General features: G+C 64.7%; 22 protein-coding genes and 2 tRNA genes. 19 read left to right on the top strand and 5 right to left on the bottom strand.

Features of this window, described 5'->3' with window-relative positions:
* Positions 1–9: 9 nt before the first annotated feature.
* The gene (locus FQK05_RS24710; protein WP_158972052.1) at positions 10–1,830 is read left to right on the top strand and encodes a UvrD-helicase domain-containing protein; all 1,821 of its coding nucleotides are present in this window, start codon (positions 10–12) and stop codon (positions 1,828–1,830) included.
* 517 nt (positions 1,831–2,347) lie between these two features.
* Here the strand turns inward: FQK05_RS24710 and FQK05_RS24705 are convergent.
* Positions 2,348–2,423, bottom strand: a tRNA-Trp gene (locus FQK05_RS24705).
* A 305-nt stretch (positions 2,424–2,728) separates the two neighbouring features.
* Here FQK05_RS24705 and FQK05_RS24700 point away from each other — a divergent pair.
* The 5 genes from FQK05_RS24700 (at position 2,729) to ygiD (ending at position 8,782) form a co-directional block, all read left to right on the top strand.
* Positions 2,729–4,006, top strand: coding sequence for an imelysin family protein (locus FQK05_RS24700; RefSeq protein WP_158972050.1), 1,278 nt, complete (start codon positions 2,729–2,731; stop codon positions 4,004–4,006).
* Between the two features lie 27 nt (positions 4,007–4,033).
* A complete protein-coding gene (locus tag FQK05_RS24695) occupies positions 4,034–5,074 on the top strand; it encodes an imelysin family protein (protein ID WP_158972048.1) in 1,041 nt (346 codons plus the stop codon).
* A gap of 1 nt (position 5,075) precedes the next feature.
* Positions 5,076–6,161 carry a DUF1513 domain-containing protein gene (locus FQK05_RS24690; RefSeq protein WP_158972046.1) on the top strand — a complete coding sequence of 362 codons (1,086 nt, stop codon included), beginning with the start codon at positions 5,076–5,078 and terminating at the stop codon, positions 6,159–6,161.
* Positions 6,162–6,241: 80 nt separating this feature from the next.
* A complete protein-coding gene (locus tag FQK05_RS24685) occupies positions 6,242–7,810 on the top strand; it encodes a class I adenylate-forming enzyme family protein (RefSeq protein WP_158972044.1) in 1,569 nt (522 codons plus the stop codon).
* Positions 7,811–7,960: 150 nt separating this feature from the next.
* Complete coding sequence (gene ygiD, locus FQK05_RS24680) at positions 7,961–8,782, top strand: 4,5-DOPA-extradiol-dioxygenase (RefSeq protein WP_158972042.1); 822 nt, start codon at positions 7,961–7,963, stop codon at positions 8,780–8,782.
* Between the two features lie 4 nt (positions 8,783–8,786).
* Here the strand turns inward: ygiD and FQK05_RS24675 are convergent, their stop codons facing one another.
* A complete protein-coding gene (locus tag FQK05_RS24675; RefSeq protein WP_233270671.1) occupies positions 8,787–9,983 on the bottom strand; it encodes a GAK system CofD-like protein in 1,197 nt (398 codons plus the stop codon).
* 76 nt (positions 9,984–10,059) lie between these two features.
* On the opposite strand from FQK05_RS24675, the gene FQK05_RS24670 reads away from it, so the two are divergent.
* From FQK05_RS24670 to FQK05_RS24610, 13 genes are all read left to right on the top strand, one after another.
* Entirely contained in the window at positions 10,060–10,509 is a 450-nt protein-coding gene (locus FQK05_RS24670; protein ID WP_233270670.1) for an NUDIX domain-containing protein, read from the top strand.
* Between the two features lie 27 nt (positions 10,510–10,536).
* Entirely contained in the window at positions 10,537–12,171 is a 1,635-nt protein-coding gene (locus tag FQK05_RS24665; RefSeq protein WP_158972036.1) for a phosphotransferase, read from the top strand.
* Positions 12,164–13,048 (top strand): GAK system ATP-grasp enzyme, encoded by an 885-nt coding sequence (locus FQK05_RS24660; protein WP_158972034.1) that lies wholly within the window; start codon positions 12,164–12,166, stop codon positions 13,046–13,048. Before FQK05_RS24665 ends, FQK05_RS24660 begins: the two co-directional genes overlap by 8 nt.
* Positions 13,045–14,145 carry an HprK-related kinase B gene (locus FQK05_RS24655; RefSeq protein ID WP_158972032.1) on the top strand — a complete coding sequence of 367 codons (1,101 nt, stop codon included), beginning with the start codon at positions 13,045–13,047 and terminating at the stop codon, positions 14,143–14,145. The genes FQK05_RS24660 and FQK05_RS24655 overlap by 4 nt, the downstream gene beginning before the upstream one ends.
* Positions 14,142–14,819, top strand: coding sequence for a histidine phosphatase family protein (locus tag FQK05_RS24650; protein WP_158972030.1), 678 nt, complete (start codon positions 14,142–14,144; stop codon positions 14,817–14,819). The genes FQK05_RS24655 and FQK05_RS24650 overlap by 4 nt, the downstream gene beginning before the upstream one ends.
* A 35-nt stretch (positions 14,820–14,854) precedes the next feature.
* Positions 14,855–16,225: a metallophosphoesterase gene (locus FQK05_RS24645; RefSeq protein WP_233270669.1), complete on the top strand. Its 1,371-nt coding sequence runs from the start codon at positions 14,855–14,857 to the stop codon at positions 16,223–16,225.
* Positions 16,222–16,491, top strand: a complete 270-nt coding sequence (locus FQK05_RS24640; RefSeq protein WP_158972028.1) for an amphi-Trp domain-containing protein — start codon at positions 16,222–16,224, stop codon at positions 16,489–16,491. The genes FQK05_RS24645 and FQK05_RS24640 overlap by 4 nt, the downstream gene beginning before the upstream one ends.
* 228 nt (positions 16,492–16,719) lie before the next feature.
* Positions 16,720–17,598: a carbon-nitrogen hydrolase family protein gene (locus FQK05_RS24635; protein WP_158972072.1), complete on the top strand. Its 879-nt coding sequence runs from the start codon at positions 16,720–16,722 to the stop codon at positions 17,596–17,598.
* Positions 17,599–17,680: 82 nt separating this feature from the next.
* Positions 17,681–17,899 (top strand): translation initiation factor IF-1, encoded by a 219-nt coding sequence (infA, locus tag FQK05_RS24630; RefSeq protein ID WP_005978431.1) that lies wholly within the window; start codon positions 17,681–17,683, stop codon positions 17,897–17,899.
* A gap of 8 nt (positions 17,900–17,907) precedes the next feature.
* On the top strand, positions 17,908–18,483 hold the full coding sequence (locus FQK05_RS24625) for a Maf family protein (protein WP_158972026.1): 576 nt from the start codon (positions 17,908–17,910) through the stop codon (positions 18,481–18,483).
* A complete protein-coding gene (locus tag FQK05_RS24620; protein WP_158972024.1) occupies positions 18,480–19,517 on the top strand; it encodes a ribonuclease E/G in 1,038 nt (345 codons plus the stop codon). Before FQK05_RS24625 ends, FQK05_RS24620 begins: the two co-directional genes overlap by 4 nt.
* The gene (locus FQK05_RS24615; protein WP_158972022.1) at positions 19,514–19,732 is read left to right on the top strand and encodes a DNA gyrase inhibitor YacG; all 219 of its coding nucleotides are present in this window, start codon (positions 19,514–19,516) and stop codon (positions 19,730–19,732) included. Before FQK05_RS24620 ends, FQK05_RS24615 begins: the two co-directional genes overlap by 4 nt.
* A 107-nt stretch (positions 19,733–19,839) precedes the next feature.
* Positions 19,840–19,914, top strand: a tRNA-Phe gene (locus tag FQK05_RS24610).
* Between the two features lie 27 nt (positions 19,915–19,941).
* Here the strand turns inward: FQK05_RS24610 and FQK05_RS24605 are convergent.
* The 3 genes from FQK05_RS24605 to FQK05_RS24595 form a co-directional block, all read right to left on the bottom strand.
* Positions 19,942–20,133, bottom strand: coding sequence for a hypothetical protein (locus FQK05_RS24605; protein ID WP_158972020.1), 192 nt, complete (start codon positions 20,131–20,133; stop codon positions 19,942–19,944).
* 91 nt (positions 20,134–20,224) lie between these two features.
* Complete coding sequence (locus FQK05_RS24600; RefSeq protein ID WP_158972018.1) at positions 20,225–20,953, bottom strand: CAP domain-containing protein; 729 nt, start codon at positions 20,951–20,953, stop codon at positions 20,225–20,227.
* A 16-nt stretch (positions 20,954–20,969) separates the two neighbouring features.
* Positions 20,970–23,711, bottom strand: coding sequence for an SGNH/GDSL hydrolase family protein (locus FQK05_RS24595; RefSeq protein ID WP_158972016.1), 2,742 nt, complete (start codon positions 23,709–23,711; stop codon positions 20,970–20,972).
* Positions 23,712–23,729: the final 18 nt, after the last annotated feature.

Here is a 23,729-nt window from a genome sequence, read left to right as displayed (position 1 = left end):
GTAAGAATCATGGTCGACCTTACGCCGAAGCAGCAGATCGTACTCGCGACCGCCGGCCATCAGTTGGTCACAGGCGGCCCCGGCTCGGGGAAGACAACCGTGTCGATCCTGAAGGCGGCAAAGATCGCCCGCGAAACGCTCAAGCCCGGACAGCGTGTCCTCTTTCTTAGCTTCGCGCGCGCGACAGTATCCCGTGTCCTCGAAGCGATCGACGAGGAACAGGACATCTCGCCCGCCGATCAGAGCCGGATTGAGGTCGACACTTATCACAGCTTCTTCTGGCGGCTGCTCAAGACGCACGGCTATTTGGTCGGCCTGCCGCGCAGGATCTCGATACTCGCGCCACCCGGTGAGGCGATTGCCTTGGCTACAATTCGCCGGGAATATGGCGCCGACAAAAAGCTCGACGATGCCGAGCTAACCAAAAAGCGAACGCGCGAGAAGGCTGAGCGGGACCGCCTTGCGTTTGCTGAGGGGAAAATCTGCTTCGATCTGTTTGCCGATCTCGTAGCGCGGCTTCTAGAGGAGTCGGCCAAACTGCGAGCGCTCGCTGCCATCACCTGGCCCTGCATCATTCTCGATGAGTTCCAAGATACCAGCGCGGCTCAGTGGCGCGTCGTTAAGGCGCTTGGCGACCGTTGCACCTTGATCGCGCTGGCTGACCCCGAGCAACGGATTTTCGAGTTTATCGGGGCCGATCCCGCTCGCCTTGACCACTTCAAGGCTGCGTTCGCTCCGACCTTCACCGAGCTCGGTTCGGATAACCACCGCAGCAAGGACACGGACATTCTGCTTTTCGGCAACGAGGTACTGACCGCCAACTTCAGCAAGTCCGAGTATGAAGGAATCGTTTTTTACGGGTTTCCATCTAATCGGAGCCAGGCCTATGCAGCGCTGGTCACGCGGGTCTTGCAGGCGCGTGCTCGGTTGATCGCCACAGGGCGGCCCGCTTGGTCGCTAGCAATCCTCGTTCCGACCAAGCGGATGATGCGGCTTGTTTCCGATATCCTGCGCGAACCGTTCGGCAACGTGCCCGCCATCGCCCATGCCGCCTCAATCGATATGGAAGGACCGATCCTGGCAGCCGACGTCATCGCGCTACTACTCCAGCAAGCGCGTGCTGCGGATGACCTCGACCAGTTGGTCCACCTGATGTGCCAGTACCTTCGCGGCCGTGGGGGGCCTGACCCAGGCAAGGGTGATCTGGGAGATGCGATCAGACTGGAGAGGGCGCTGGCGAAATGGAACCAGCGGATCGCCGCGGGACGCGCCCCGCACGCGAACAGCGTCATCCAACCTATCGCTGCCGTACTCTACGCAAGCCAGCAGGTTGTCATGCTCGGCGATCCTGACAAGGACTGGATCGCCATTCGCGCCAAGCTTGCTGATGGAGCGTGTCCCCGACTACGGGCGATTGCGAACGACGCCCGCAACGTGCGTCTGCTCGAGCGGGGCAATATGCTGCGCAATACGATGGAACAGAACTGGCGCGAGCGAGGTCGATATGCTGATGCGCTTGACATCACGCGGCTGGCGTTCGTTCAGGACCACTTTGCCACCACGCAGCGCCCCGAGACGGGCATCGTTGTGATGAACATGCACAAGGCAAAGGGAAAGCAGTTCGACGAAGTGATCATCTTCGAAGGATGGCCCGTGCGGGTCGGCAAGGAGATCAAGGCGAACCCGGATCGGATCGTCCGCGAGAACAAGGGAGACGGCGACCTTTCCCAGGCTCGCCAGAATTTTCGTGTAAGCGTTACCAGGGCTAAATTGCGCACCACGATCATGACGCCACACGACGACGTCTGCATTCTTCTGGAATCTGCCTGAGAGGTGGCCCGTGCCATCTCAGGCGTCACTTTAGAGAAGTCACAATGTGAGCGATGCCGCTGCTCAACTCCGCCGGCGAGCGAGCTAACATCTGTCCTGGTCAAAGAACGCCCACAAATGGAGAGGCACGACCGTCGGAGATCGTGGCCACGCCCCCGGCGGCTTATTCCGATTCCACGTTTAGGCGATCGCCGTCAGCCCTCCAACGACCGACATGGAGGCGCGAAGCGGACACAAATCTGATGATCGTGGACGGCAAATATGGCCGATCACAACCGATTCTCGGGCTCCCGTATTGGCGTACGCCAATATAAGGTGCCTAAGGGGAGCGTGGAATAGACCAATTAGGGGGCCCTTTGTAACGCTTACAACGATGCGTCATGTCAGTGAACTGAATGGTAGCCGACATTTCGCGGTGTCTGGTGTGCGAGGTCATGATGGCGGCAAGACGGGTTCAGCGCACCGAGTATCGGGTACGATGAAGCGCCGAAATTCGGACAGTCGATGAGCTTGGAAGTGGCAGGGGCAGCAGGGTTCGAACCCGCGACCTACGGTTTTGGAGACCGTCGCTCTACCAGCTGAGCTATACCCCTACGTGGAGCGCTGAATAGGTTTTTCCGACATAAGCGTCAACCGGATATCGCCGTGTTTGGCGCGAGGACATGCATTTCCCCGGGGTGGGCGACATTGGTGTCGTTGCGATAGCTGTGCGCCGGGGTCCTGCGATGCAGGGCGGCCGAGAAGCTGGGTCCTCTGTCCGTGGCGGACGTCACAGGCAACGCGCGTGGCGCCTCGGCGTCGTATCCGAGCAAAAAAGTCGGAAATGGTGGACGGGTGCGGGTGATGGGACTATCACGGGAGCAAACCTGTATCTGAAATGGCTTTCAAGGATAGGCTCATGCGTCTGCGTTCCGATTTGCTCACCTCTGTCGCAGTTGTTGCTGCTCTCGTTTCGGGCGGCAGCGCCTGGGCGGCCGATGCGGTGGAACCCGCCGATGTCATCGCGACCTATGCCGATATCGCACAGGCCGGGTACGAGGACAGCCTGTCCACGGCACGGGTGCTGAAGGATGCCGTCGCGGCCCTGGTTGCCGATCCGTCAGAGGCGACGCTGGCAGCGGCCCGGGCGGCGTGGAAGTCGGCCCGCGTTCCCTATCAGCAGACCGAGGCGTTCCGCTTCGGCAACCCGACCGTCGACGACTGGGAGGGCAAGGTGAACGCCTGGCCGCTGGACGAAGGGCTGATCGATTATGTCGATGCGGGCCTGGGCGGGAACGACGAAAACCCCTACGCTCAGATCAACATTATTGCCAATCCGACGGTGGAGCTGTCGGGCAAGGTGCTGGATGCGACCGAGATCAATGCGGACCTGATCGAAAGCCTGCATGAAATCGACGGGATCGAGGCGAACGTGGCCACCGGTTACCACGCCATCGAATTCCTGCTTTGGGGCCAGGACTTGAACGGCACCGGTCCGGGCGCGGGCGAGCGCCCGGCGACCGACTTCGATACCGCGAACTGCACTGGCGGAAATTGCGATCGTCGCGTGGCCTATCTGGTCGCTGCGACCGACCTTCTGGTGTCGGATCTGGAAGAGGCCGTTGCCAACTGGTCGGAAGGCGGGCAGGGGCGGGCCGATGTCTCTGCCGATCCGGCGAATGGTCTGGTGATGGCCTTCACCGGCCTGGGGTCGCTGTCCTATGGCGAGCAGGCGGGCGAGCGGATGAAGCTGGGTGTGCTGCTGCACGACCCCGAGGAAGAGCACGACTGCTTTTCCGACAACACCCACAACAGCCACTATTACGACGGGCTGGGCATGTGGAACGTCTATAACGGCCGCTATGTCCGCATTGACGGGTCGGTCGTCGAAGGTCCGTCGCTGAAGGATATCGTGGCCGAACGCGATCCGGCGCTGGCCGCTGCGCTGTCGGGGGCGCTGGACCACACCATGATGTCGCTGGGCGCCATCAAGACCACCGCCGAAGCCGGTGTCATGTCCTATGACCAGATGCTGGGCAGCGGCAATGCCGCGGGCGAGTTGCTGCTGATGACCGCCATCGACGCGCTGGTCGCCCAGACCCGCGAGATCGAGCGCGCGATCGAGGTTGTCGGTCTCGAAGGTGTGACGATCGAAGGGTCGGACAGTCTCGACAACGAAAGCGCCGTGTTCCAGTAAGGGCGCAAGCAAAAGGAGCGCCGTTCCATGCCAAGACTTCTGCCGGCCCTGTGCCTGATCCTTGCTGCAACGACGACCGTGGCGCAGGAGGGCGGGGGACCGGGCAGCGGCGCTCCGGATCACGAGGCGCTTCGGGAACGTGCGCTGGCGGTTCTGGATCGCCAGTTTGGCGCCTTCCGCGATGCCACGGTCACGCTGGAAGCCGCGGCCATCGATCATTGCGACAACGACGCGCCCAAGGAGGAGGTCCGGACCGCCTTCCGGGACGCCTGGCTGGCCTGGGCGCCGCTCGACAGCTATCAGTTCGGGCCCATCGAACGGAACGCCGCGGCGTTGTCGGTGAATTTCTGGCCCGACAAGAAGAACTTCGTCGGTCGCGCGCTGCAGGGACTGCTGTCGCACCCGGCCGAGGCGCAGCGGCTGGCGGAAACAGTGGAACTCGGGTCCGCCGCGGGGCAGGGGTTCCCGGCGCTGGAGCGGCTGCTCTACGAGGACATGCCGGAATGCCCGGCGATCGTCGGCATCACCGCCTACATGACCCAGGTGGCGGGTCGGCTTTATGGCGACTGGTTCGGACCGGAAGGCTGGGCCGAACTGGCGCTGGCGGCGGGCCCTGACAATCCGGTCTACCGCTCGCCCGAGGAATTCACCAAGACCCTTTATACCGCGCTGGATTTCGGCCTTGTCCGGATTTCGGACCAGCGACTGGCCCGGCCCCTTGGAACCTATGACCACCCTTTCCCGACAAGGGCCGAGGCCTGGCGGTCGGATCTGACCGCGGACCTGATCGATGCCCAGCTGGATGGGATCGCCCTGATGATCAGCGACGGTTTCGCCGGGGACATCAAGCCGCGGGATAGGGACAAGGTTCTGCAGGGCCTGCAACTGGCGCAGCAGCGGATCGACCGCATCGGTGGACCCATTGCCGAGGCAGTGGCGGATCCGCAGACCCGGCTTCGGGTCGAAGCGCTTCAGAACAGAATCAGCGACCTGCGCACCACGCTGGCGCAGGAGGTCGGGCCCGCCCTGGGCGTCGACACCGGCTTCAGCCCGGCCGACGGGGACTGACATGGATCGCCGCGGCTTCCTCGCGGCCGGATCGGCCGTCCTTGCGGGTCTTGCCACCAAGGGCTGGGCGGCCGCGGGTGCGCCGTTGTTCGTCAGTGCAGCGAACGATGGCGACTATGCCACCTTCATCGTGGGGCTGGATGGCACAGGGGCCGAGGTGTTCCGCATCCCCGTGCCCGCCCGCGGCCATGCCGCCGCGGCTCATCCCCAAAGGGCTGAACTGATCGCCTTTCCCCGTCGCCCCGGCACGGTGGCGCAGGTGATCGACTGTACCACGGGCCGGGTCCAGGCCGAATTGCCGGCGCCCGAGGGGCGGCATTTCTACGGCCACGGTGCCTTTACGCCGGACGGAAAGTGGCTTCTGACTACGGAAAACGACTATGACGCACCGGCGGGCCGGGTCGGCGTCTGGGACGTCGCTGCCGGTTACCGGCGCGTGGACGAGATGACCTCCGGCGGAATCGGCCCGCACGAGATCCTGCGCCTTCGCGACGGTCGCTTCGTTGTGGCCAATGGCGGGATCCAGACCCATCCGGCCTTTGAACGTGCCAAGCTGAACCTGCCCAACATCCGCCCGAACCTGACCTATCTGCACCCCGACGGAACCCTTGCCGAAGTTGTGGAACCGCCGGTGGAGATGCGCCCGAACTCCATCCGCCATGTGGCGGAAACGCCAGACGGGCAGGTGGTCTTGGCGATGCAATGGTTCGGCAATCCCATGCAGATTGTCCCGCTGGCCGCGATTCACCGCAAGGGGGACGACCTGCGTTACCTTCCCCATCCCGAAACCGCCCGGATGCAGCAATTCGCCGATTCCCTTGCCGTTTCGGGCGACGGGCACGAGATCGCGGTGACGGGGCCGCGTGGCAATCACGTCCTGTTCTACGATGCCGCGACGGGTGCTGCGAAAGGGTCCGTGGATCTGAAACTGGCCAGCGGCGTTGCCCCTTTCGGCGACGGCGTGGTGATCAGCCGGGCGGGCGGCCTTTCGGTCGGCAACTCTACCGGGTTGAAACCCGCCGCGACGGCATGGGACCTGGTCTTCGACAATCACCTCGTGGCGATTCCCTCTGTTTGCGCCCTGTGACATGTTCCCCTTCCTGACAAATGTAAGGCTTGCAAAAAGCGGGCCTTGGCGGGAAAGTCCGGCGTCGAGGGAGGAACATTATGGTCACGATCAATCCGTCTGCGCCGGAAACGCCGCCCACCGAAACGGTGGTCGAGATGGTCCGCAAATCCGCCAGGAAAAACGCGGGGCTTGAGGCGCTGGTCTGCGGCGACACCCGCCTGACCTGGGCCCAGTTCGACGCGCGGATCAACCGTGTTGCGAACATGCTGCTGGCCGCCGGTCTGCAGAAGGGCGACAATATCGCCGTGCTGTCGCCCAACTCCGTCGCCTTTGCCGAGCTATTCATGGGCATCCTGCGCGCCGGCGGCTGCGTGACGCCGCTGGCCACGATGTCGTCGTCTGATGCGCTGGAAAAGATGCTGACCGATTGCGGCGCGCCGATTTTCTTCGTGGCAGAACAATACCATGCGCTGGTGGACCCGTTCCTGGACCGGCTGCCGGTCCGCCGCTTCGCCATCGATTTCGTCGCCGACGGGTACGAGGATTTCCAGGCCCTGACAGACGCGGCCCCGGACACCGATCCGATGGTCGAGATCGCGATGACCGATCCCTTCAACATCATCTATTCTTCGGGGACCACGGGCACACCCAAGGGTATCGTCCATTCCCACTGGATGCGCGCCGTGCAGATGGATCGCGTGACGGCCAACGGATACGATCAGCAGGCGCGCACGCTGCTGTCGACACCGCTTTATTCCAACACGACCATCGTGGCTTTCCTGCCGACGCTGGTCGGCGGCTCGACCGTGCACCTGATGCCCAAGTTCGACGCGCGGGGGCTGTTGGAGATCATCGAGCGCGAGAAGATCACCCATTCGATGCTGGTCCCGGTCCAGTACAAGCGGATCATGGACGTGCCGGATTTCGACAGTTTCGACCTGTCTTCGATGAAGCTGAAGCTGTCGACCTCGGCCCCCTTGCGGGCGGATGTGAAGGCCGACGTGCTGGCACGGTTCCCGGGCAACCTGGTCGAATACTACGGCCTGACCGAAGGCGGCGGGGTCACGGTGCTGGACACCGGCGCCCACCCGGACAAACTGCACACCGTGGGCCAGCCGGGCCCGGGCGTGAAGATCAAGCTTCTGGACGAGAAGGGCCTCGAAGTCGCCCCGGGCGAGATCGGAGAGATCTGCGGCCGCAGCGCCGCAATGATGGCCGGCTATCACGGGCGCGAAGATCTGACCGCCGACTACATCTGGCGGGACGAAAACGGCGACGCCTATTTCAAGTCCGGCGACATGGGCAGCTTCGATGAAGATGGCTTTCTTGTTCTGTCGGACCGCAAGAAGGACATGATTATCTCGGGTGGGCTGAACATCTATGCCAACGACCTGGAACTGGTGCTTCTGGCGGATCCGGACGTGACGGATGCTGCCGTGATCGGCGTGCCTTCGGATGCCTGGGGCGAGACCCCCCTGGGCCTTGTCGTGCTGAAACCGGGATCGAACGCGACAGCGGAAGAAATCTGCGCCCGCGCGAACGGGAAACTGGGCAAGAGCCAGCGCCTTTCGGGGGTAGAGATCCGGGACGTCCTGCCCCGCAGTTCCATCGGCAAGATCCTGAAGAAGGATCTGCGCGCGCCCTTCTGGGAAAAGACCCCGGCCTGACACAGGCCCGACCTGGCGGGGCGGGGGGGCATCCTTCCGCCCCGGGACATCGCGCTCTCTCTTGCTCTGCACATGTACCGCGCTTGCGCGCAGGGTGGCGCAGGAAGTTCGGTGCCCTATCTTGGCGGGATCTGGCAGGAGGGCACGAACATGCCACGCACAGTGAGTTTTGACGAAATGACCGCCGGGCTGAAGGCCAGCCCGCGGATGCCGGTCGTTTTCGTGGGGCACGGCAGCCCGATGAATGTGATCGACGACAACAGCTATACCCGGTCCTGGGCCCAGCTGGGCGAGGCCCTTCCGGTGCCGCAGGCGGTGCTGTGCATCTCGGCCCACTGGATGACCCGGGGCACGACGCTGGTCCATGTCTCGGAACGCCCCAGGACGATCCACGATTTCGGCGGTTTTCCGGCGGAACTCTATGCCCAGCAGTACCCGGTTCCTGGCGCGCCCGGGATCGCACGCGAAGTTGCGGCGATGCTGTCCAGCCATGCCCATGTCGAGGAAGACGTCGAATGGGGCCTGGACCACGGGTCCTGGGCCGTGCTGGCCAAGATCTTCCCCAATGCCGATGTGCCGGTCTTCCAGCTGTCGATCGACCTGCGCATGTCGTTCGAAAAGCATGTCGAACTGGCGCGCGACCTGAAGGCGCTGCGCGACCGTGGCGTGCTGGTCATGGGGTCGGGCAATCTGGTCCACAATCTGCGCGCCCTGCGCTTCGACGGGGTGCCGCATGACTTTGCCGTGGAATTCGACCAGATGACCGCCGACTGGCTGGTCGACCGCAATGTCGCTGCCTTCGTCGAGGCGCCGAAGATCGGCAACCTGATGCGGCTGGCCCATCCGACAGTCGAACACTTCATCCCCGCGCTTTACGGTGCGGCGCTTGCGGACGACAAGGACGACCTGGCCTTCTTTGCCGAAGGGATCGACCTGGGCGCCGCCTCGATGCGGTCCTTCATCTACGCGTGACGGATCAGGCCATCTGAACAAGCGCCCGGGCCAGCAGGTCCGGGTCGTAGCGGTCGGGTCGTTGGGGCCTGACCAACGGCATGACCACCGTCTCGATCCCGTGGCGGCGCTTCAGCTCTCCGGCCGCGTCCCGGTCATAGGTGTCCACGTCTGCCAGCACGAAGCCGATCAGGTCGACGGCCTCCACCTCGCCCGCATCGGCGCGCAGGGCGGACAGGATTGCCTCGACCCGGGCGACCAGATCCTGCCCCTGGCATTCGGGATCCGTCCCAAGGTTCGGCACATGCACCTTCGGCGCGGTCGAGGCGGCGACGGCCCTCCCCACGCCCGCGGGCAGCAGGTTGGCGATGACGCTGGTGTAAAGGCTTCCGGGGGGAAAGCAGATCAGGTCCGCTCCGGTGATCAGGTCGCGGTTCTGCTCGCCCAGCGGGACCGACTGGGGCGGCAGCTCTCCGTCAGGTCCCACCAGGAACAGGCGACGGATGGGACGGGCCAGTGGCGCCACTTCCTTGCCGGTGATGTCGCGCTGGCCGATGACGGTGGTGCCGTCGTCCAGTTCCGCCCCGATCTCCAGGTTCACGTCGACGATGCCGCGGACGATGCCCTGCACCCCGGCCATCTTCGTCATCAGTTCCAGCGCTGGGGCAAGTTGCCGGCCATGGGCGAAATAGACGCCCGCCAGGATCAGGTTGCCGACGCTGGCGCCGCGGAAATCGAATTCTTTCGGCAGGTGTGCGTCGAATTCCACCAGCAACATGTCGATGACCTGCCGGGCGGGGTCCGGCACGTCCTGCAGTAGCGGATGGGTTCCTTCCAAGAGGGCCGCGTATTCCCCCGCCGGGGCCGGGCGGCCGGACGGCAGGTCGACCTTGGCGAAACGGTGGGTGAACAGGCGGTAGACATGGAACTGGCCTTCGACCGTTTCATCCGCCAGTGCCATCAGCCGGCTGCGCAGGTCGCCCACGGCCGGCATGTCGAAGGCGCGGCGCAGGACTTGGCTGCTGCCGCCGCTGTCGAAGGGCGTGATCAGGTGGACGGAATTCCAAGTATAGCGCTTCAGCCGCCGCGACATGTCGTTCAGCGCCGTGCCGCCGCTGAAGAACAGCAGTCGCGGACCGTCCGCCGGCACGTCGGGCAGGGCCCGGCCGGGGCGGGCCGTCACGGTCGTTTCGCCGCTTCTGGCGACGATGGGGTTTGACACGGCTGGGTCTCCAAGGCACTTGTCCCGCAACCATCCGGGACCACAAACCGGCGAGATAGGCAAGGCACGCGACGTTTTGAACAGGTTCACACTGCCCATTCGCCCGGCTGCCCGTGCCGTGATCCTGCGGGACCGTCATGTTCTTGTGCAATTGAAGAAGCGCAGCGGCCAGAAGCCCTATCTGACCCTGCCCGGCGGCAAGCAGGACCCGGGCGAGACGCTGGCCCAGTGCGTCGTCCGCGAATGCGCCGAGGAGATCGGGGCCAAGGTCAGGGTCGGCCCACTGCTGCACGTGGCCGAACTGTTCCAGAAGAAGGACGCGGGCCGGCTTCACCGGCTGGAATTCCTGTTCCTGTGTACCGTCGCCGATGGCTATGACCCGAAGCTGGGTCCGGCGCCGGATCCGTCGCAGATCGGCACCATCTGGGCCTCGCTCGACACGCCGCCGGCGCGGTTCAAGCCGGACTATCGTACAATTCTTGCGGCCAAGGATGCACCGCAATACCTGGGCCTGCTTGACGAGTAGCGCGCAAACCCGACCTGCGAGGACGCGATGAAGCATCAGCCCGGCCTGCCGCGGGCGATTGACGAGAACCTCCACTTCCTGTGCGCGGAACTCGATAGCCAGCTGGCCAAGCTTCAGGATTACTTCAAGGCGCCGGGCGACGGTGCGGCCCAGCGGCTGATGGTGCGGGCAGGCTATGCCTACAATCTGCGCCAGCGGGTGCACGATGCCTCGATCGCGCAGTTGTCGCGGAAGAAGGGCACCGAACCCCAGCGCCTGCTCCTGAAGAACATGGAGCTGGTGGCCCGGAACCTGGATCTGATCGGCCGCCACGCCCGTCAGGCAGTTCTGCAGGCCGAAGCCGTGTCCCGGCCAGAGCTTCTGCGCGGCCCGGTCTATGCAGAGGTCGTGGCCCAGGTCCGCAAGGCCGTGGACGGCGTCATGCCTGCCATCGCCGCGCGCGACAGCCGCAAGGCCGTGTCCATCGGTCAGACCTCGGCCAAGGTCGAAAAGCGTTATCGCACCCTCTTCGCGACCTATACGGCCGAAATGCGCGAAGGCCGGGATATCGAGGACCTGGCCCACTGCCTGCTGACCGCAAACGAGGTGCGGCGCATGGGCGAGGCGCTGGAAAGCATCGGCGAGGCACTGATTTCCGCCAATATCGGCCAGTCGGTGCAGTTCGATCGCTATTTGACCCTGCGGTCGATCCTGTCGGAAACTTCCGGCGACATGGCGGTGGCGCCGCTTGCGGACACGAAGTCGGGCAGCGCGATATCCTCGGTCACGGCGCGGGACGGCGACAGACCGGTGCCGGCGGTCTTCAAGGACGGCGAAAAGGCCAAGCTGCGCGAGGAACGCGACGGCGTGAAAAGCTGGCATACGATCTATCCGGGTCTCGCGCCCAAGATCCTGTCCTGGGAAAAACGCGGCCGGTCCGCCGCGCTCTTAATCGAACACCTGCCGGGGCAGACGCTGGAACATATCCTTCTGAACGAAAGCGACGCCCTGCTGGCCGAGGCGCAGGACGCGCTGTCCAGCACCCTGCGCGATGTCTGGACGCGGACGCGGACGGACGAACCGGCGGCGATGGGGTCGATGGCGCAGCTGAAGGCCCGGATGGGCGACGTGATCCGCGTGCACCCGGAATTCGACGAAGGCACGCGCCGGATCGGGGGCCTGAAGATCGCGGGTTTCGAAGATCTGATCGAACGGGCGGCGACGCGCGAAGCGGCGCTGGCAGCGCCGTTTTCGGTCTTCATTCATGGGGATTTCAACCTCGACAACATAATCTATGACCCGGGCGAGCGGCGGATCCATTTCATCGACCTGCACCGGTCGCGCTATATGGATTACGTGCAGGACATTTCCGTCTTCCTGGTGTCGATGTACCGGCTTCAGATCCACGACGTGCCGATCCGGCGGCGGATCGCGGCCATGGCCGGGGATTTCCACAACGTGTCGCGCAAGTTCGCGCGGGCCCGGAAGGACACGACCTTCGACTATCGCCTGGCGCTGGGCCTGGCGCGGTCCTTCGCGTCGTCCACCCGTTTCGTGTTCGACCGTGCCCATGCGCGGCGGATGTTCCAGCGGTCGCGCTATCTGCTCGACCTAGCGCTGGCTTGCCCCGCAGGCAAGGAACAGCGCTTGAGCCTGCCCATCGAGGAGCTGTTTCGTGAGTAACCACCGCATCGGCGTTGTCGGCATTCCCGGCAAATGGTCGACCGAAGCCATGGCCGACGCGCTGGAAGCGCGGACCGGCTTTCGCCACGTGATCGACATGGGGCAGGTCGATTGCGACCTGGCCACGGGCCGGTTGATCCATGACGGGCTGGACTTGTCCACGCTGGACGGTCTGGTGGTCAAGAAGATCTCGGAAACCTATTCGCCCCATGCGCTGGACCGGCTGGAACTGCTGCGGGTGGCCGAAGCGAAGGGCGTCCGGATCTTTTCCCGCCCCGAATCGATCCTGCGCCTGATCGACCGGCTGGCCTGCACCGTGTCCTTGGCCAATGCCGGTGTGCCGATGCCCGCGACCCGCGTGACCGAGGACCTGACCGCAGCCCGTGCCGCCATTGATGCCTTCGGCGGCGCGGTTCTGAAGCCGCTCTATTCCACCAAGGCGCGGGGCATGGCGCTGGTTTCCGCCGAAGATCCCGACCTTGATCGGGTGCTGGCGGATTTCGGGGTGGCCAACCCGGTGATGTATATCCAGCAGAAGCTGGACCTGTCGGGGCAGGACCTTGGCATGGTGTTCCTTGGTGGAAAGTACCTTTGTACCTATGCCCGCGTGTCGCAAAGCGACGCGTGGAACACGACGATCCACAGTGGCGGGAAATACGCGGCCTTCGACCCCGATGCCGACCTGATCGCCCTGGCCGAAAAGGCACAGGCGCCCTTCGGGCTGTCCTTTACCACCGTCGATGTGGCCCTGACCGCCAGTGGTCCGGTGGTGTTCGAGGTTTCGGCCTTCGGCGGTTTCCGCGGTGTGAACGAAGGTTGCGGACTGGATGCCGCGGCGCTGCTGGCGGACCATGTCCTGGAACAGGTAACTGCATGACCACGCGCGTATCCGATATCCTTGATCGTCTGGACCTTTCGCCGCTGAAGGGGACCGAACCGATCTTCCTGAAGGCCGGCGACATTCACCTGACCTTGCGCTGCCCAGCCGCTTTGCGCGCGGACCTTGCCGCGATGCTGGCCCCGGCCGTGGTGGGCGAGGGGGCGGAAGATTGCATCACCATCCACGTGCTGGATTGCCCGCCGCTGACGGATCTGCCGCCGGTCATCCCATGGGCGCGCGAGCCGGGGAAGGTCGGGCGCAAGGATGCCTATGCCGATCTGGCCGACGGCCGGCTGGTGGTGAAGGTGCGCACCGGCATGGCGTTCCTTCTGGGGCAGGGGGTCGCCGTGGCCTTCGGGCCGGCGGGGCAGAACCTGAACCAGATCGTGAACTTCGCCAATTCCCAGATCCTGGGCGCGGCACAGCGCGACGGCTGGCAGATCGCCCATGCTGCTGCCGTGACGGACGGGCTGCGCGGGCTGGCGGTGTCGGGCCTGTCGGGTGGGGGTAAGTCCACCACCATCCTGCGGCTGATGGACATGGGCGGCTTGTCCTATGTCACCAACGACCGGCTTCTTCTGCGCGCGGCTTCCGACGGGGCCCGGGGTCTTGGCGTGCCGAAGCCCCCGCGGATCAACCCGGGCACCATCCTGGGCAATCCGCGTCTGCATGGCCTGCTGACGCCGGCGCGCCTGGCCGAGGTTGCGGCGATGGACAAGGCCGACCTCTGGTCGCTGGAGGACAAGCACGACGTCGACATAGACGCCGTCTATGGCGCCGGGCGGACGCGGCTGGCGACGGTGATCACCCATTACTGGGTCCTGAACTGGCGGCACGACACCGATGCGCCGACGCTGGTGCGGCCGGTATCACTTCATGACCGACCCGACCTGCTGCCGGCGATCATGAAAAGCCCCGGGGTCTTCTACCACAAGCCCGATGGCAGCTTTCTGGCGGATACCGAAACGCCCCTGCCGGCCGGGTATCTGGACGCGCTGCGCAATGTCGCGATGTTCGAGGTCACGGGCCGGGTCGATTTCGACGCGCTGGCAGATGCGGGCCGCACGCTCTTTGCCAGGGCGATGGCGACATGACCGCCCGGGCGGCCTTCCTGCGTCACGGTGCCTATGCCCAAGCGAAGGGCGCGCCAAGCGCTTGGCAGCCCTATCCCCTGACAGACGAAGGCCGCGGTCACGCGGCCGATGGAGGGGGCGAACTGGCCCGATACCTGGGCGACGGCGGCCTATCATTGGACCCGGTGATCCATTGTTCCACCCTGCTGCGCGCTTGGCAGACGGCAGAGATCGTGGCCGACACGCTGGTTGCGGCCGGTCTCGATGTGACCGAGATCCGCCAGACAGACGCGCTGACGGAACGGTCGGTCGGCAGTGCCGCGAACCTGACGCTGGAGCAGATCGAGGCGGTGCTGGCTGCCGATCCCCGCTTTGGTCCGCCGCCCGCAGGCTGGAAGGCCGATCCCGATTACTGCCTGCCCCTGCCGGGGGCTGAATCGCTGGCAGAGGCGGGACGCCGTGTTGCGGATCATGTCCGGGGGACCGTTTCTCATGCGTCGTGCGTTACCCTATATGTGGGCCACGGGGCGGCCTTCCGCCATGCTTCCTGCCACCTTGGCGCCCTGACTGCGGCAGAGGTCCCGTTGTTAAGTATGTTTCATGGTCGTCCTGTAGTTCTGGAAGACCACCCCTCGGGCCAATGGCGCCACGCGGGTGGTGAATGGAAGCAAAGACGGTCCGAAGCGCCGGACTGAAGACACGCGACTTTGACAGGAAACGAGACTTCGAGATGTCCGAACCGATCGCCTTTCACAGCCCGCTGCTGCCGCTGGCCGGCGACGATCTGCCCGACATGACGGGCCTGCCCCGGGGCATGGTCAGCTGGCCGCTGGATCAGGGACATTCGGGCTGTGCCACCGGGACCGGCGCGGCGTCGGTTGCCGCAAGCCTGGCGCGGGCCGCGCGGCACGGGACGTGGCGCTTTCCGGACAGGCCGGTCGTCTTCGTGTCCGACGCCCATGCCGATGCCGACGGCTTTCTGCGCTCGCTGGTGGCTGCCGGGGCCATCCGCCGCGACCGGGCGCAGCCGCGGCAGTTCCAGCTGACGCCCTTCGGCCGGACGGCCAAGATCGTCGTCGGCGGCGACTGCCTGGACAAGGGTCCCAGCAACCTGGACCTGCTGGCGGCCCTGAAGGCGCTGATCGACACCGGGGCCGACGTTCATCTGCTGGCCGGCAATCACGATCTGCGCTTCCTGGTGGCGCTGATGGCGCTGGAACGTGCGCCCTGCGGTGGCGTCGCCGCCACGCGGGCCCTGACCGAACATCTGTTCATCCGGCTGGGTCGCAAGGCCATGCCCCTGCTGGCCGAGGTTTACGGGAAACATGTCGCGCCCCACGGCCTGCCCGCCGACCTGCCGGACGAGGCTGCGTGCAAGGCGATCCTTTATCCCGGGGACGACTGGGCCAAACGTTTCGAAAGGGCGGCCAAGCCGTACCTGAAAGGCAAGGCCCGCGCGCGCGAGATCCAGCGGGGCGAGAAGAAGCGCCGCACCTTTGCCGAGGCCGCCGAGGACTATGGCCTGACCATGCGCATGATCCTGGCCGCGGCGCGGGCCTGCCGGGATCTGTTCCTGGGAAACGGCGATCTGTCCTGGTTCTATGGCCGCATGCAGGCGGTGACGCGCACGGGGTCGATCCTGTTTGTTCATGCGGGCCTGGACGATGCCGCCTGCAGGCTTCTGGCAGAGGACGGCCCCGATGCCGTCAACCACGCCTTCCTGGACGAGGCGCTGAGGGATCCTTTCGGCTTCTACTTCGGGGCCGTGGCCAACATGATGCGGACCAAGTACCGCGACAGCGACCGGACTTTGACGGAACAGGGGGTCGACGACCTGCTGGCGACGGGGGTCAAGATGGTCGTGCAGGGCCACGTCAACAATCACGCAGGCCAAAGGCTCTTGGCTAAGAACGGTTTGCTTCATCTGGAAGGCGACGTGTCGCTGGACGCGGGCACCCGCGCGCTGGAAGGGCTGGCGGGCCACGGCGCTGGTGCCACGCTGATCTATCCGACCGGCGACATGGTGGGGCTTTGCGCCGATTTTCCGATGGCCAAGCATTTCCACCCGCTGCACCACGGGCAAGAAGGACCGCGCCAATGAAACAGGCCGAAGGCAAGTTCCGCCACCAGTCCGTGCAGGACCGCAAGACCATCAAGGTCCTGCTGGAGGCCGTGACCAAGGGCGTCGCCAAGGGCGAGCTGACCTTTTCGGACGAGGACGGCAGCTTTACCCTTCAGCCCGAGGGCCTGATGACCATTCGCATCCGGGGCGAGAAGAACGACGGCGCCTGCCGCTTCGACATCTCGGTCGCGTGGAGCGAGCGTCCCGACGAGGACGACCGGAAAGCGGCCCCAAGGGTCACCTGAGCAGAAGGCTTCTGTCGGGTAGGGGTGGACGATCCCGGCGGTCTTTTGCAGTTTGATCGGGAATCGCCTGCCGGGTCCGGCTGGCCTGCCTGCCGTCCGCGGGATGCGAAACCGGGCCCGGGCCGGCGACATCTTTCGCATGGTGGCGCTGGGCAAATGGGCCTAATGACATGTTGGCCAGCGGGATCGGCACGATCCTGCATGCGGCAACCAGGGACCGAACGGATGATCAAGATCGCTGCTGCAACCTATCCGCTCGACTGGCTGAACAGCTGGGAAGAGTACGAACGGAAGATCACGTCCTGGATCGGCGAAGCCGCCGGAGCGGGCGCGGATCTGCTGATCTTTCCGGAATACGGATCGATGGAACTGGCGTCGCTCGCGGGGGAAGAGGTCGCGGCGGATCTCGAGGCCTCGATCACGGCGGTGGTCGAACGGGCGGACGACATGAACGCGCTTTTCGCCCGGCTTGCGGCCGAACATGGCGTGCATGTCCTGGCACCGTCCGTGCCGGCATTGACCGAAGGGCGCCCCGTCAACCGCGCGCATTTCTTCGCTCCGGACGGCCGGACCGGGACCCAGGCGAAACAGATCATGACCCGCTTCGAACGCGAGGACTGGGACATCGCGCCGGGGCGTAACGGCTTGAAACTGTTCGATACAAGCCTGGGCAAGATCGGGATCCTGATCTGCTATGACAGCGAATTCCCCTTGCTGGGCCGGGCCCTGAAGGATGCCGACCTGATCCTTGTGCCGTCCGCGACCGAACGGCTGACCGGATACTCCCGGGTGCGGATCGGGTCGATGGCGCGGGCGATGGAAAATCAGTGCGTGGTCGCCATGTCCTCGGTCATCGGGGACGTGCCGTGGCTTCCGGCGATCGAGGCCGGGGTGGGGCGCGGCGGCATTTTCGGGCCGCCCGACACGGGCTTTCCCCCTACCGGCGTGATCGCCGAGGGAGAGATGAACGTGCCCGGCTGGGTCTATGCCGATGTGGACCTTGGGCTGGTCGAAGCGGTCCGCGCCGATGGCGTCACGCTGCACCGCAGGCACTGGGACGAACAGGACGATGTGGCGACCGAAGTCACTTCCGTCGTGATGCGTTAAGAATCCCCTTGAAATAAGGGGCGGCAGCGCTCATTTAGGCGCATGCTCCGCACCTAGGCGGAGTTTTACCTATGGAGAGACCATGGCCAAGGAAGATACGCTCGAATTTCCCGGTGTCGTGAAGGAACTCCTGCCCAATGCGACGTTCCGGGTCGAGCTTGAAAACGGCCATGAGATCATCGCACATACGGCAGGAAAGATGCGCAAGAACCGGATCCGTGTTCTGGCCGGCGACAAGGTCCAGGTCGAGATGACCCCGTACGATCTGACCAAGGGTCGTATCAACTATCGGTTCAAGTAAGGCCAGTCATGGCCTTCATCTTGGGCTCGGGCAGTCCGCGCCGGCTGGAGCTTCTGGCCCAGATCGGTGTGGTGCCGGATGACGTGCGCCCGCCCGATATCGACGAGACGCCCGCCAAGGGCGAATTGCCCCGTCCCTATTGCCAGCGCATGGCGCGCCAGAAGGTCCAGGCCGTCACGGCCGGGTCCTGTGATGTCGTGCTGTGTGCGGATACCACCGTGGCGCTTGGCCGCCGGATCCTGGGCAAGCCCGCGGATCGGGACGAGGCCGCGGCCTTTCTGAACCTGATGTCCGGCCGGCGCCACAGTGTGATCACCGCGGTGGCCGTGCGCCTGGGCGAAAGAGTCTGGGAGCGCGACGTGGTTAGCCACGTGAAGATGAAGGTTCTGTCCCCGGACGAGATCCGCAGCTACCTCGACACCGGCGATTGGCAGGGTAAGGCCGGCGGTTACGGGATCCAGGGGCCGGCCGGCGCGCTGATCCCGTGGATTTCGGGGTCGTTCACTGCCATCGTAGGGCTACCCTTGGCCGAAACGGCCGGGCTTCTGCAGGCCGCGGGCCTGCCGGTATGGAGAACGACATGAAGGGCCGCCAGATCCTGCTGGACACGTTGGGCAAGGCCGAGGCCGCCGCCCTGATGGTCGATGGCAAGCTCGAGGACCTGTATCTCGAAGGGTCGGCCCCGCCGCCCGGCACGATCTATCGCGCCCGCGCGGACCGGCCGGTGAAAGGGCAGGGGGGCGTCTTTCTGACCACGCCCGACGGCACCGCCTTCCTGCGTCAGGTCCGCGGCCTGGCACCGGGCGACATGATTCTGGTGCAGGTGACGTCCTATGCCGAACCGGGCAAGGCCTTCCCGGTCACCCAACGCCTGATCTTCAAGAGCCGCCACGCCATCGTCACGCCCGCCGCCCCAGGCATCAACCTGTCGCGCGCGATCCGGGACGACGACGAACGCGACCGGATCCAGGTCGGCGTGCAAGAGGCACTGGCCGAACTGGGGGGGCTGCCGGAAGGTACCGGGCTGGTCCTTCGGTCGTCCTGTGCGGGGGCGGACGATCGCGACATCGCCGAAGATATCGCCAACATGCTGTCCCTTGCGGCGCAGGTCGAAGCCGATACCGGCACAGAGCCCGAACGGCTGCTGGATGGTGACAGCCCCCATGTGCTGGCCTGGCGAGAATGGGCCGACCCGGCCGAGGTCGTCTCTGCCAGCGGTAATTTCGAAACCCACGGCGTGGCCGACGCGATCGAACTGGCCCGCGGCTACCGCGAGGACGTGGGCGGCGGCGCCTGGATGGCCGTCGAAGCCACCCGCGCGCTGGTGGCGGTGGACGTTAACACGGGCTCCGACACGTCTTTGGCGGCGGGGATCAAGGCCAATATCGCCTGTGCCCGGGCCCTTCCGCGCGCGCTGCGGATCCGCGGCCTTGGCGGCCAGATCGTGATCGACTTCGCGCCAATGGCCAAGAAGGATCGCGGGACGCTGGAAAGCGTCCTGCGCGCGGCCTTCCGCCACGACGCCGAGGAAACCGCCCTGGTCGGCTGGACCGGCCTTGGCCATTACGAACTGCAACGCAAGCGGGGCCGCGTGCCCCTGTCGGAGGTTCCGGGATGAGCAAGTGCCCGATCTGCGGCGCCAGGACCGAGGCCAGCTACCGGCCCTTCTGCTCGCGCCGCTGCGCCGATATCGACCTGGGCAAGTGGATGTCCGGCAGCTATGCCGTGCCCTCGGCCGAACCGCTGGAGCCCGACGAATACGAACGGGCCCTGGAGGAGGAGCGCTGTGCGGGCGGCGTCGAGGGCAGCCCACGCAAGGGCCGCCTGCACTAGCGTCACGACGTCTTCGCGAGGGGATGCCGAAACAGGAAAAAACCCTCTGGACACTACCTTTTTGTCGGCATAGACATCGCCCACCCCGAAGGTCAGACCTTCCCCGTGCCCGGGTAGCTCAGGGGTAGAGCAGTGGATTGAAAATCCTCGTGTCGGTGGTTCGATTCCGCCCCCGGGCACCATTTAAGCATATAAAAAGTAAGTCGTTTTTAGTCATCTGATAAGCTCCTCTTGTCAGGGTTTGACGCTTTTTCCTGTGGGTTTGACACTTTTGCCTGTTTGGCGCGTCGTTTGTATTCCGTTTCCCAGACCTGCATCGTTTTCCTGTTCTTGCGGGCAAGCGCAGCATTCTTGGAATAGTGCAGCCCCATGACCTTCGAGTCTTGAGTGTAGCGCGACATGGATTTTTTCAGTGTGCGACACGGAAAATTGCAGCAGCGCGATTGCCGAGGGTCTTACAGCAACGGCCGCTGACCCTCGGCTCACTTCTCATCAAACCGTTACGCCGACCACGGCCATGGCCGCCTTGATCTGCGCGTATTGAACGGCCAGTTCGCTGTCGGACAGGCTGCGGTCATAGAGGAACACGGCGGCGATGCCGGAGCCACCAGAGCTGATGTCATCCACCGTGCGACCGATCAGGATCGTGTCGGAAGAGGCTTCCGGCGGATCGGCCACCGTATCGCTGGTTGCCTCGCCAGCGGTCAGCGCATCAATCTTGCGCAATCCTGAAGTTGCGTTGTAGCGCAACGCGACACAGAACGGGACGCCTTCGGTCAGGATGCCTATCGGGCTGGTCAGCGTATCGGCAGTCGGAACGCCGGACACATCGAAATATCCCCCCGCCGTCAGCCGGTCCGGTGCGAACTGTGCCCGGTAGAGCCAGTGCCCCGTATCGGCGGCCGCGTTGCGGCTGTTGATCAGCCAGCTCGTCTGGTCATTGTCGGTCGTATTGGCCACGACGATCCAGGTGAAATCACCAGTTGGCGAGGGGATGCCTGTGTCGATGTAGTCGTCCTCTCCGACCTCTGCAAACTCGGCGTCCACGACCGGTGTGCCGAAAGAGGTCCCAGGATCGCCGCCGTCCGCCAAGTTGCGCTGCAAGTTCGCCGTCGTGTTGAAGAAGTTGGCGTAGACAAGCCCTGTCGCGACGGCAGCCTCGTAGCCGTCAGCCACGGCCTCGATGTTGAGGCCCGCGGGGATCGTAAGCAGTGCGCCCATGGTGATGCTCCTTAGGTCAGATGGTGAAGAAGGTGCGGAAGAGATGCCGGGCGAAGAGAAATCCGCCGAGCGCGTTCAGGTGCGAGTTGTCCCGCCAGATCCCGAGGTCCTTGGTGCTGGCATAGGGCCCGATCAGTTCGGCCATGTTGATGAACTCGACATTGAGACCATCCGCCGCCGCCGCGGCACACTGCGCCGTGTAATCTGCAACGACGAATGTGCCCGCCCGGAAACACTCGTTCGGCGGATCCAGCACGATTCCGCAGTCCGGGCTGATACCGCGAATGACGTCGATCATGCTTTCGATGGCGGCGCGATACTGCGTCGGTTTGACCGCGTTGCTGATATCGTTGGTGCCCAGGCAGATCGTGGCGGCGTGCGGGTCCACGTCGGCCAGAATGTACGACAGCATCGGCGATGCCATGATCCGGGCCCAGTCCAGAGAGGTGGCGCCACCGTTGCCGCACTTGCTGACTTCGACGCCGGGGATACCGGTGCAGTAGAGGCCGCCGTACCTGACTCTGCCGGTATTGCCCACAGTATCGATCTCCACGCTGTGTGTCGCCCCGGTGGACAGTCCGGAGATCGCGACATGGGCCGGATTGCCGCTGTCGGTCCCCGCCACCGCGACCCAACTGCCCCCGTCGATCCGATAGCGAAGGGTGCCGTCGCCGTCCTCGTAGTAGATATGGATCGTCTCGGCCCGAAGGCCGGTAGCGGACCATGTCGCGTCCGTACCGGTGGTCTCCAGATAATCGGCGGTGATTGACCACGGGTCGGCCACGGTGCCGCCATCGTCGGTCACATCCACCTCGGTCCAGCCGGAGATGCTGACCGCCACATCGTTGATATTCTCGTCCGCGGCTCCAGAGCTGTCATGTGTGGGCGAGATCCAGCCGTCAGCGCCCTGCCCGTACCGGGCATAGAGCAGGTCCATGATGGCCTGCGTGATATAGGCGTGCTGGTGCCAGCTATCGCCGAATAGCGCTAGGCGCGCCGTGGTGCTGCCCCCGGCGGCCAGTAGGCCCAGTTGCAGCCTAAGCGCCCATACGCCTGAGCCGTTCGTGTGCAGGGGCAGGACATTCGGGATCGCGTCGCGGGGATCGACGTTATCCAGTCGCACCGTAAATCCGCGCTGATCCTCCAGATGCACCCCAGGTTTCGCAGTGTGCCTGGCAATCGAGCGGGCGGCCAGTAGCCTGAACCAGAAGCCGCGGCTGTCATGCAGGAGGGCTCCGGACTTATCGCTGTATTTCACGGAAAACGAAGACGATAGGACGAAATCAGACTCTGCCGCCTCAGCAGCGGTCCCCAACCCAAGGGCGGCGCGCTGTTCTGCCGCGTCTTCCGCAGTCAGAATGGACCGACCGGCCTCGGTGCTGTCGCTGATGTCGGCTGCATCGTGCTCGTGGCCCTTGTCCGACTTTTCGCCCAGTGCCTCTTGTGTGGCTGTGCTGATCGGCTTATCGGCATCGGCGGTATTGTTGACCTCGCCCAGTCCGACCTGCTCTGCCGTCACGCCATGCGGGTTTTCAGTGTTCCCCGCGTGCGTCGCAAGCGCTGCCGCCTCGGAGATCAGGTCGGTCACGTCCTTGACCTCGATCACTGCCACGTCGGTCTCGTGGTCGCCACCGAAGATCCGCAAGAACGGAACGGCATAGCGGGTCGTGGCTGGGCACTGGTAATCCTGACCCGGCTCCATGGCGAAGGTAAATTCGTAGGTGACCACGCCATCGGCGACGACAACGCTGCCCAGATCCTGAACCAGGCCATCGCCGACATTGGCGCGCGATGCGGAAAGGTTCTGCATCCTGACCTGGATGGCATGGCCGGACGGATCTGCCGGATCCGTGACCCGCAGGAACCGCACGCGCGCCTTGTAGACCCGCCCCGGCTCGACCGCGACGTCCACTCGCGGCGCGATAGTCTGCCAGCCGCCCGGGGCATCGACCCCGTTCAAACGCCACACGGCCCCCAGCGTGTCAGAGGTCGCCGCGCTGCCGTTTGTGATTGCCGTACGGTCCGTGCCGGTGATCTGCGACGAGAACGCCTCGTCCAACTCGGCACGGATCTGCTGACGGGTCAGGAGGCGCAACGCGGGGGCGATTGCATCGACCTGTGCGGCGTTGGCCTTGAGGTCCAGGGCGGCCTGCGTCTTGGTGCTGATCGGCAGGGTGCTAAGAGCGCCGCGCGTCAGCGCACCGTCCGCCTCGCTATCCAACATAGGTACGGTGTCGTCGCCGACGGGTTCAGTCTTGACCTCGGTGCCCCCGATGACGGCGGCGATGTTCTCCGGCGATGCGAACAGGTTCGCCGTGCCCTCGGTCAGGTCGTCACTGTTGTTGCTGAAGGCCGCTACGCCGAGGTCTGCAGTGTTGGCCTTCGCCGACAGGCCGGTATCGCCGATGCGAACCCAGCGCGACCAGCTGTCTTTCCAGCTATACCGGCCGGCATTGTTGACGGCGGCGCCATCGTATCCGGTGGCCGTCGCCTGGCTGTGCGTGCCGCCGTCACTGTCCAGCACCTCGGCCCCGGTTCCATCGGCGGCGGCTGACAGGGTCTCCAGCACAGCCCATGTAGACACGGAGAGCGTGTTCGAGGAGATCTTTGCGTCTGTCTCATTAAACCGGGCCACGAACGGGCCAGAACTGAGGAGCTGGACTGCAAACTTTAGCCAAGCAAGCCTGCCCGTACTGCCATCGCGGTTGCCGATCAGCTCGTCGGCAACATCAATTTCGTCGACTGTGGTGGTGGTCATCCCTGGCGGCATTTGACG

It is taken from the genome of Chachezhania sediminis (assembly GCF_009765275.1).
Classification (GTDB): domain Bacteria; phylum Pseudomonadota; class Alphaproteobacteria; order Rhodobacterales; family Rhodobacteraceae; genus Chachezhania; species Chachezhania sediminis.
Note: the sequence above shows the minus strand (reverse complement) of the source record. Positions and strands in the feature narration are given on the sequence as shown.

Bases quoted from the DNA above. Each gene is read 5' to 3' on its own strand.
- FQK05_RS24665 (WP_158972036.1), top strand. From the start codon at position 10,537: ATGAAGCATCAGCCCGGCCTGCCGCGGGCGATTGACGAGAACCTCCAC.
- FQK05_RS24650 (WP_158972030.1), top strand. From the start codon at position 14,142: ATGACCGCCCGGGCGGCCTTCCTGCGTCACGGTGCCTATGCCCAAGCG.
- FQK05_RS24685 (WP_158972044.1), top strand. From the start codon at position 6,242: ATGGTCACGATCAATCCGTCTGCGCCGGAAACGCCGCCCACCGAAACG.
- infA (WP_005978431.1), top strand. From the start codon at position 17,681: ATGGCCAAGGAAGATACGCTCGAATTTCCCGGTGTCGTGAAGGAACTC.
- FQK05_RS24645 (WP_233270669.1), top strand. From the start codon at position 14,855: ATGTCCGAACCGATCGCCTTTCACAGCCCGCTGCTGCCGCTGGCCGGC.
- FQK05_RS24620 (WP_158972024.1), top strand. From the start codon at position 18,480: ATGAAGGGCCGCCAGATCCTGCTGGACACGTTGGGCAAGGCCGAGGCC.
- ygiD (WP_158972042.1), top strand. From the start codon at position 7,961: ATGCCACGCACAGTGAGTTTTGACGAAATGACCGCCGGGCTGAAGGCC.
- FQK05_RS24695 (WP_158972048.1), top strand. From the start codon at position 4,034: ATGCCAAGACTTCTGCCGGCCCTGTGCCTGATCCTTGCTGCAACGACG.
- FQK05_RS24655 (WP_158972032.1), top strand. From the start codon at position 13,045: ATGACCACGCGCGTATCCGATATCCTTGATCGTCTGGACCTTTCGCCG.
- FQK05_RS24690 (WP_158972046.1), top strand. From the start codon at position 5,076: ATGGATCGCCGCGGCTTCCTCGCGGCCGGATCGGCCGTCCTTGCGGGT.
- FQK05_RS24595 (WP_158972016.1), bottom strand. From the start codon at position 23,711: ATGACCACCACCACAGTCGACGAAATTGATGTTGCCGACGAGCTGATC.
- FQK05_RS24640 (WP_158972028.1), top strand. From the start codon at position 16,222: ATGAAACAGGCCGAAGGCAAGTTCCGCCACCAGTCCGTGCAGGACCGC.
- FQK05_RS24700 (WP_158972050.1), top strand. From the start codon at position 2,729: ATGCGTCTGCGTTCCGATTTGCTCACCTCTGTCGCAGTTGTTGCTGCT.
- FQK05_RS24600 (WP_158972018.1), bottom strand. From the start codon at position 20,953: ATGGGCGCACTGCTTACGATCCCCGCGGGCCTCAACATCGAGGCCGTG.
- FQK05_RS24710 (WP_158972052.1), top strand. From the start codon at position 10: ATGGTCGACCTTACGCCGAAGCAGCAGATCGTACTCGCGACCGCCGGC.
- FQK05_RS24625 (WP_158972026.1), top strand. From the start codon at position 17,908: ATGGCCTTCATCTTGGGCTCGGGCAGTCCGCGCCGGCTGGAGCTTCTG.
- FQK05_RS24605 (WP_158972020.1), bottom strand. From the start codon at position 20,133: ATGTCGCGCTACACTCAAGACTCGAAGGTCATGGGGCTGCACTATTCC.
- FQK05_RS24615 (WP_158972022.1), top strand. From the start codon at position 19,514: ATGAGCAAGTGCCCGATCTGCGGCGCCAGGACCGAGGCCAGCTACCGG.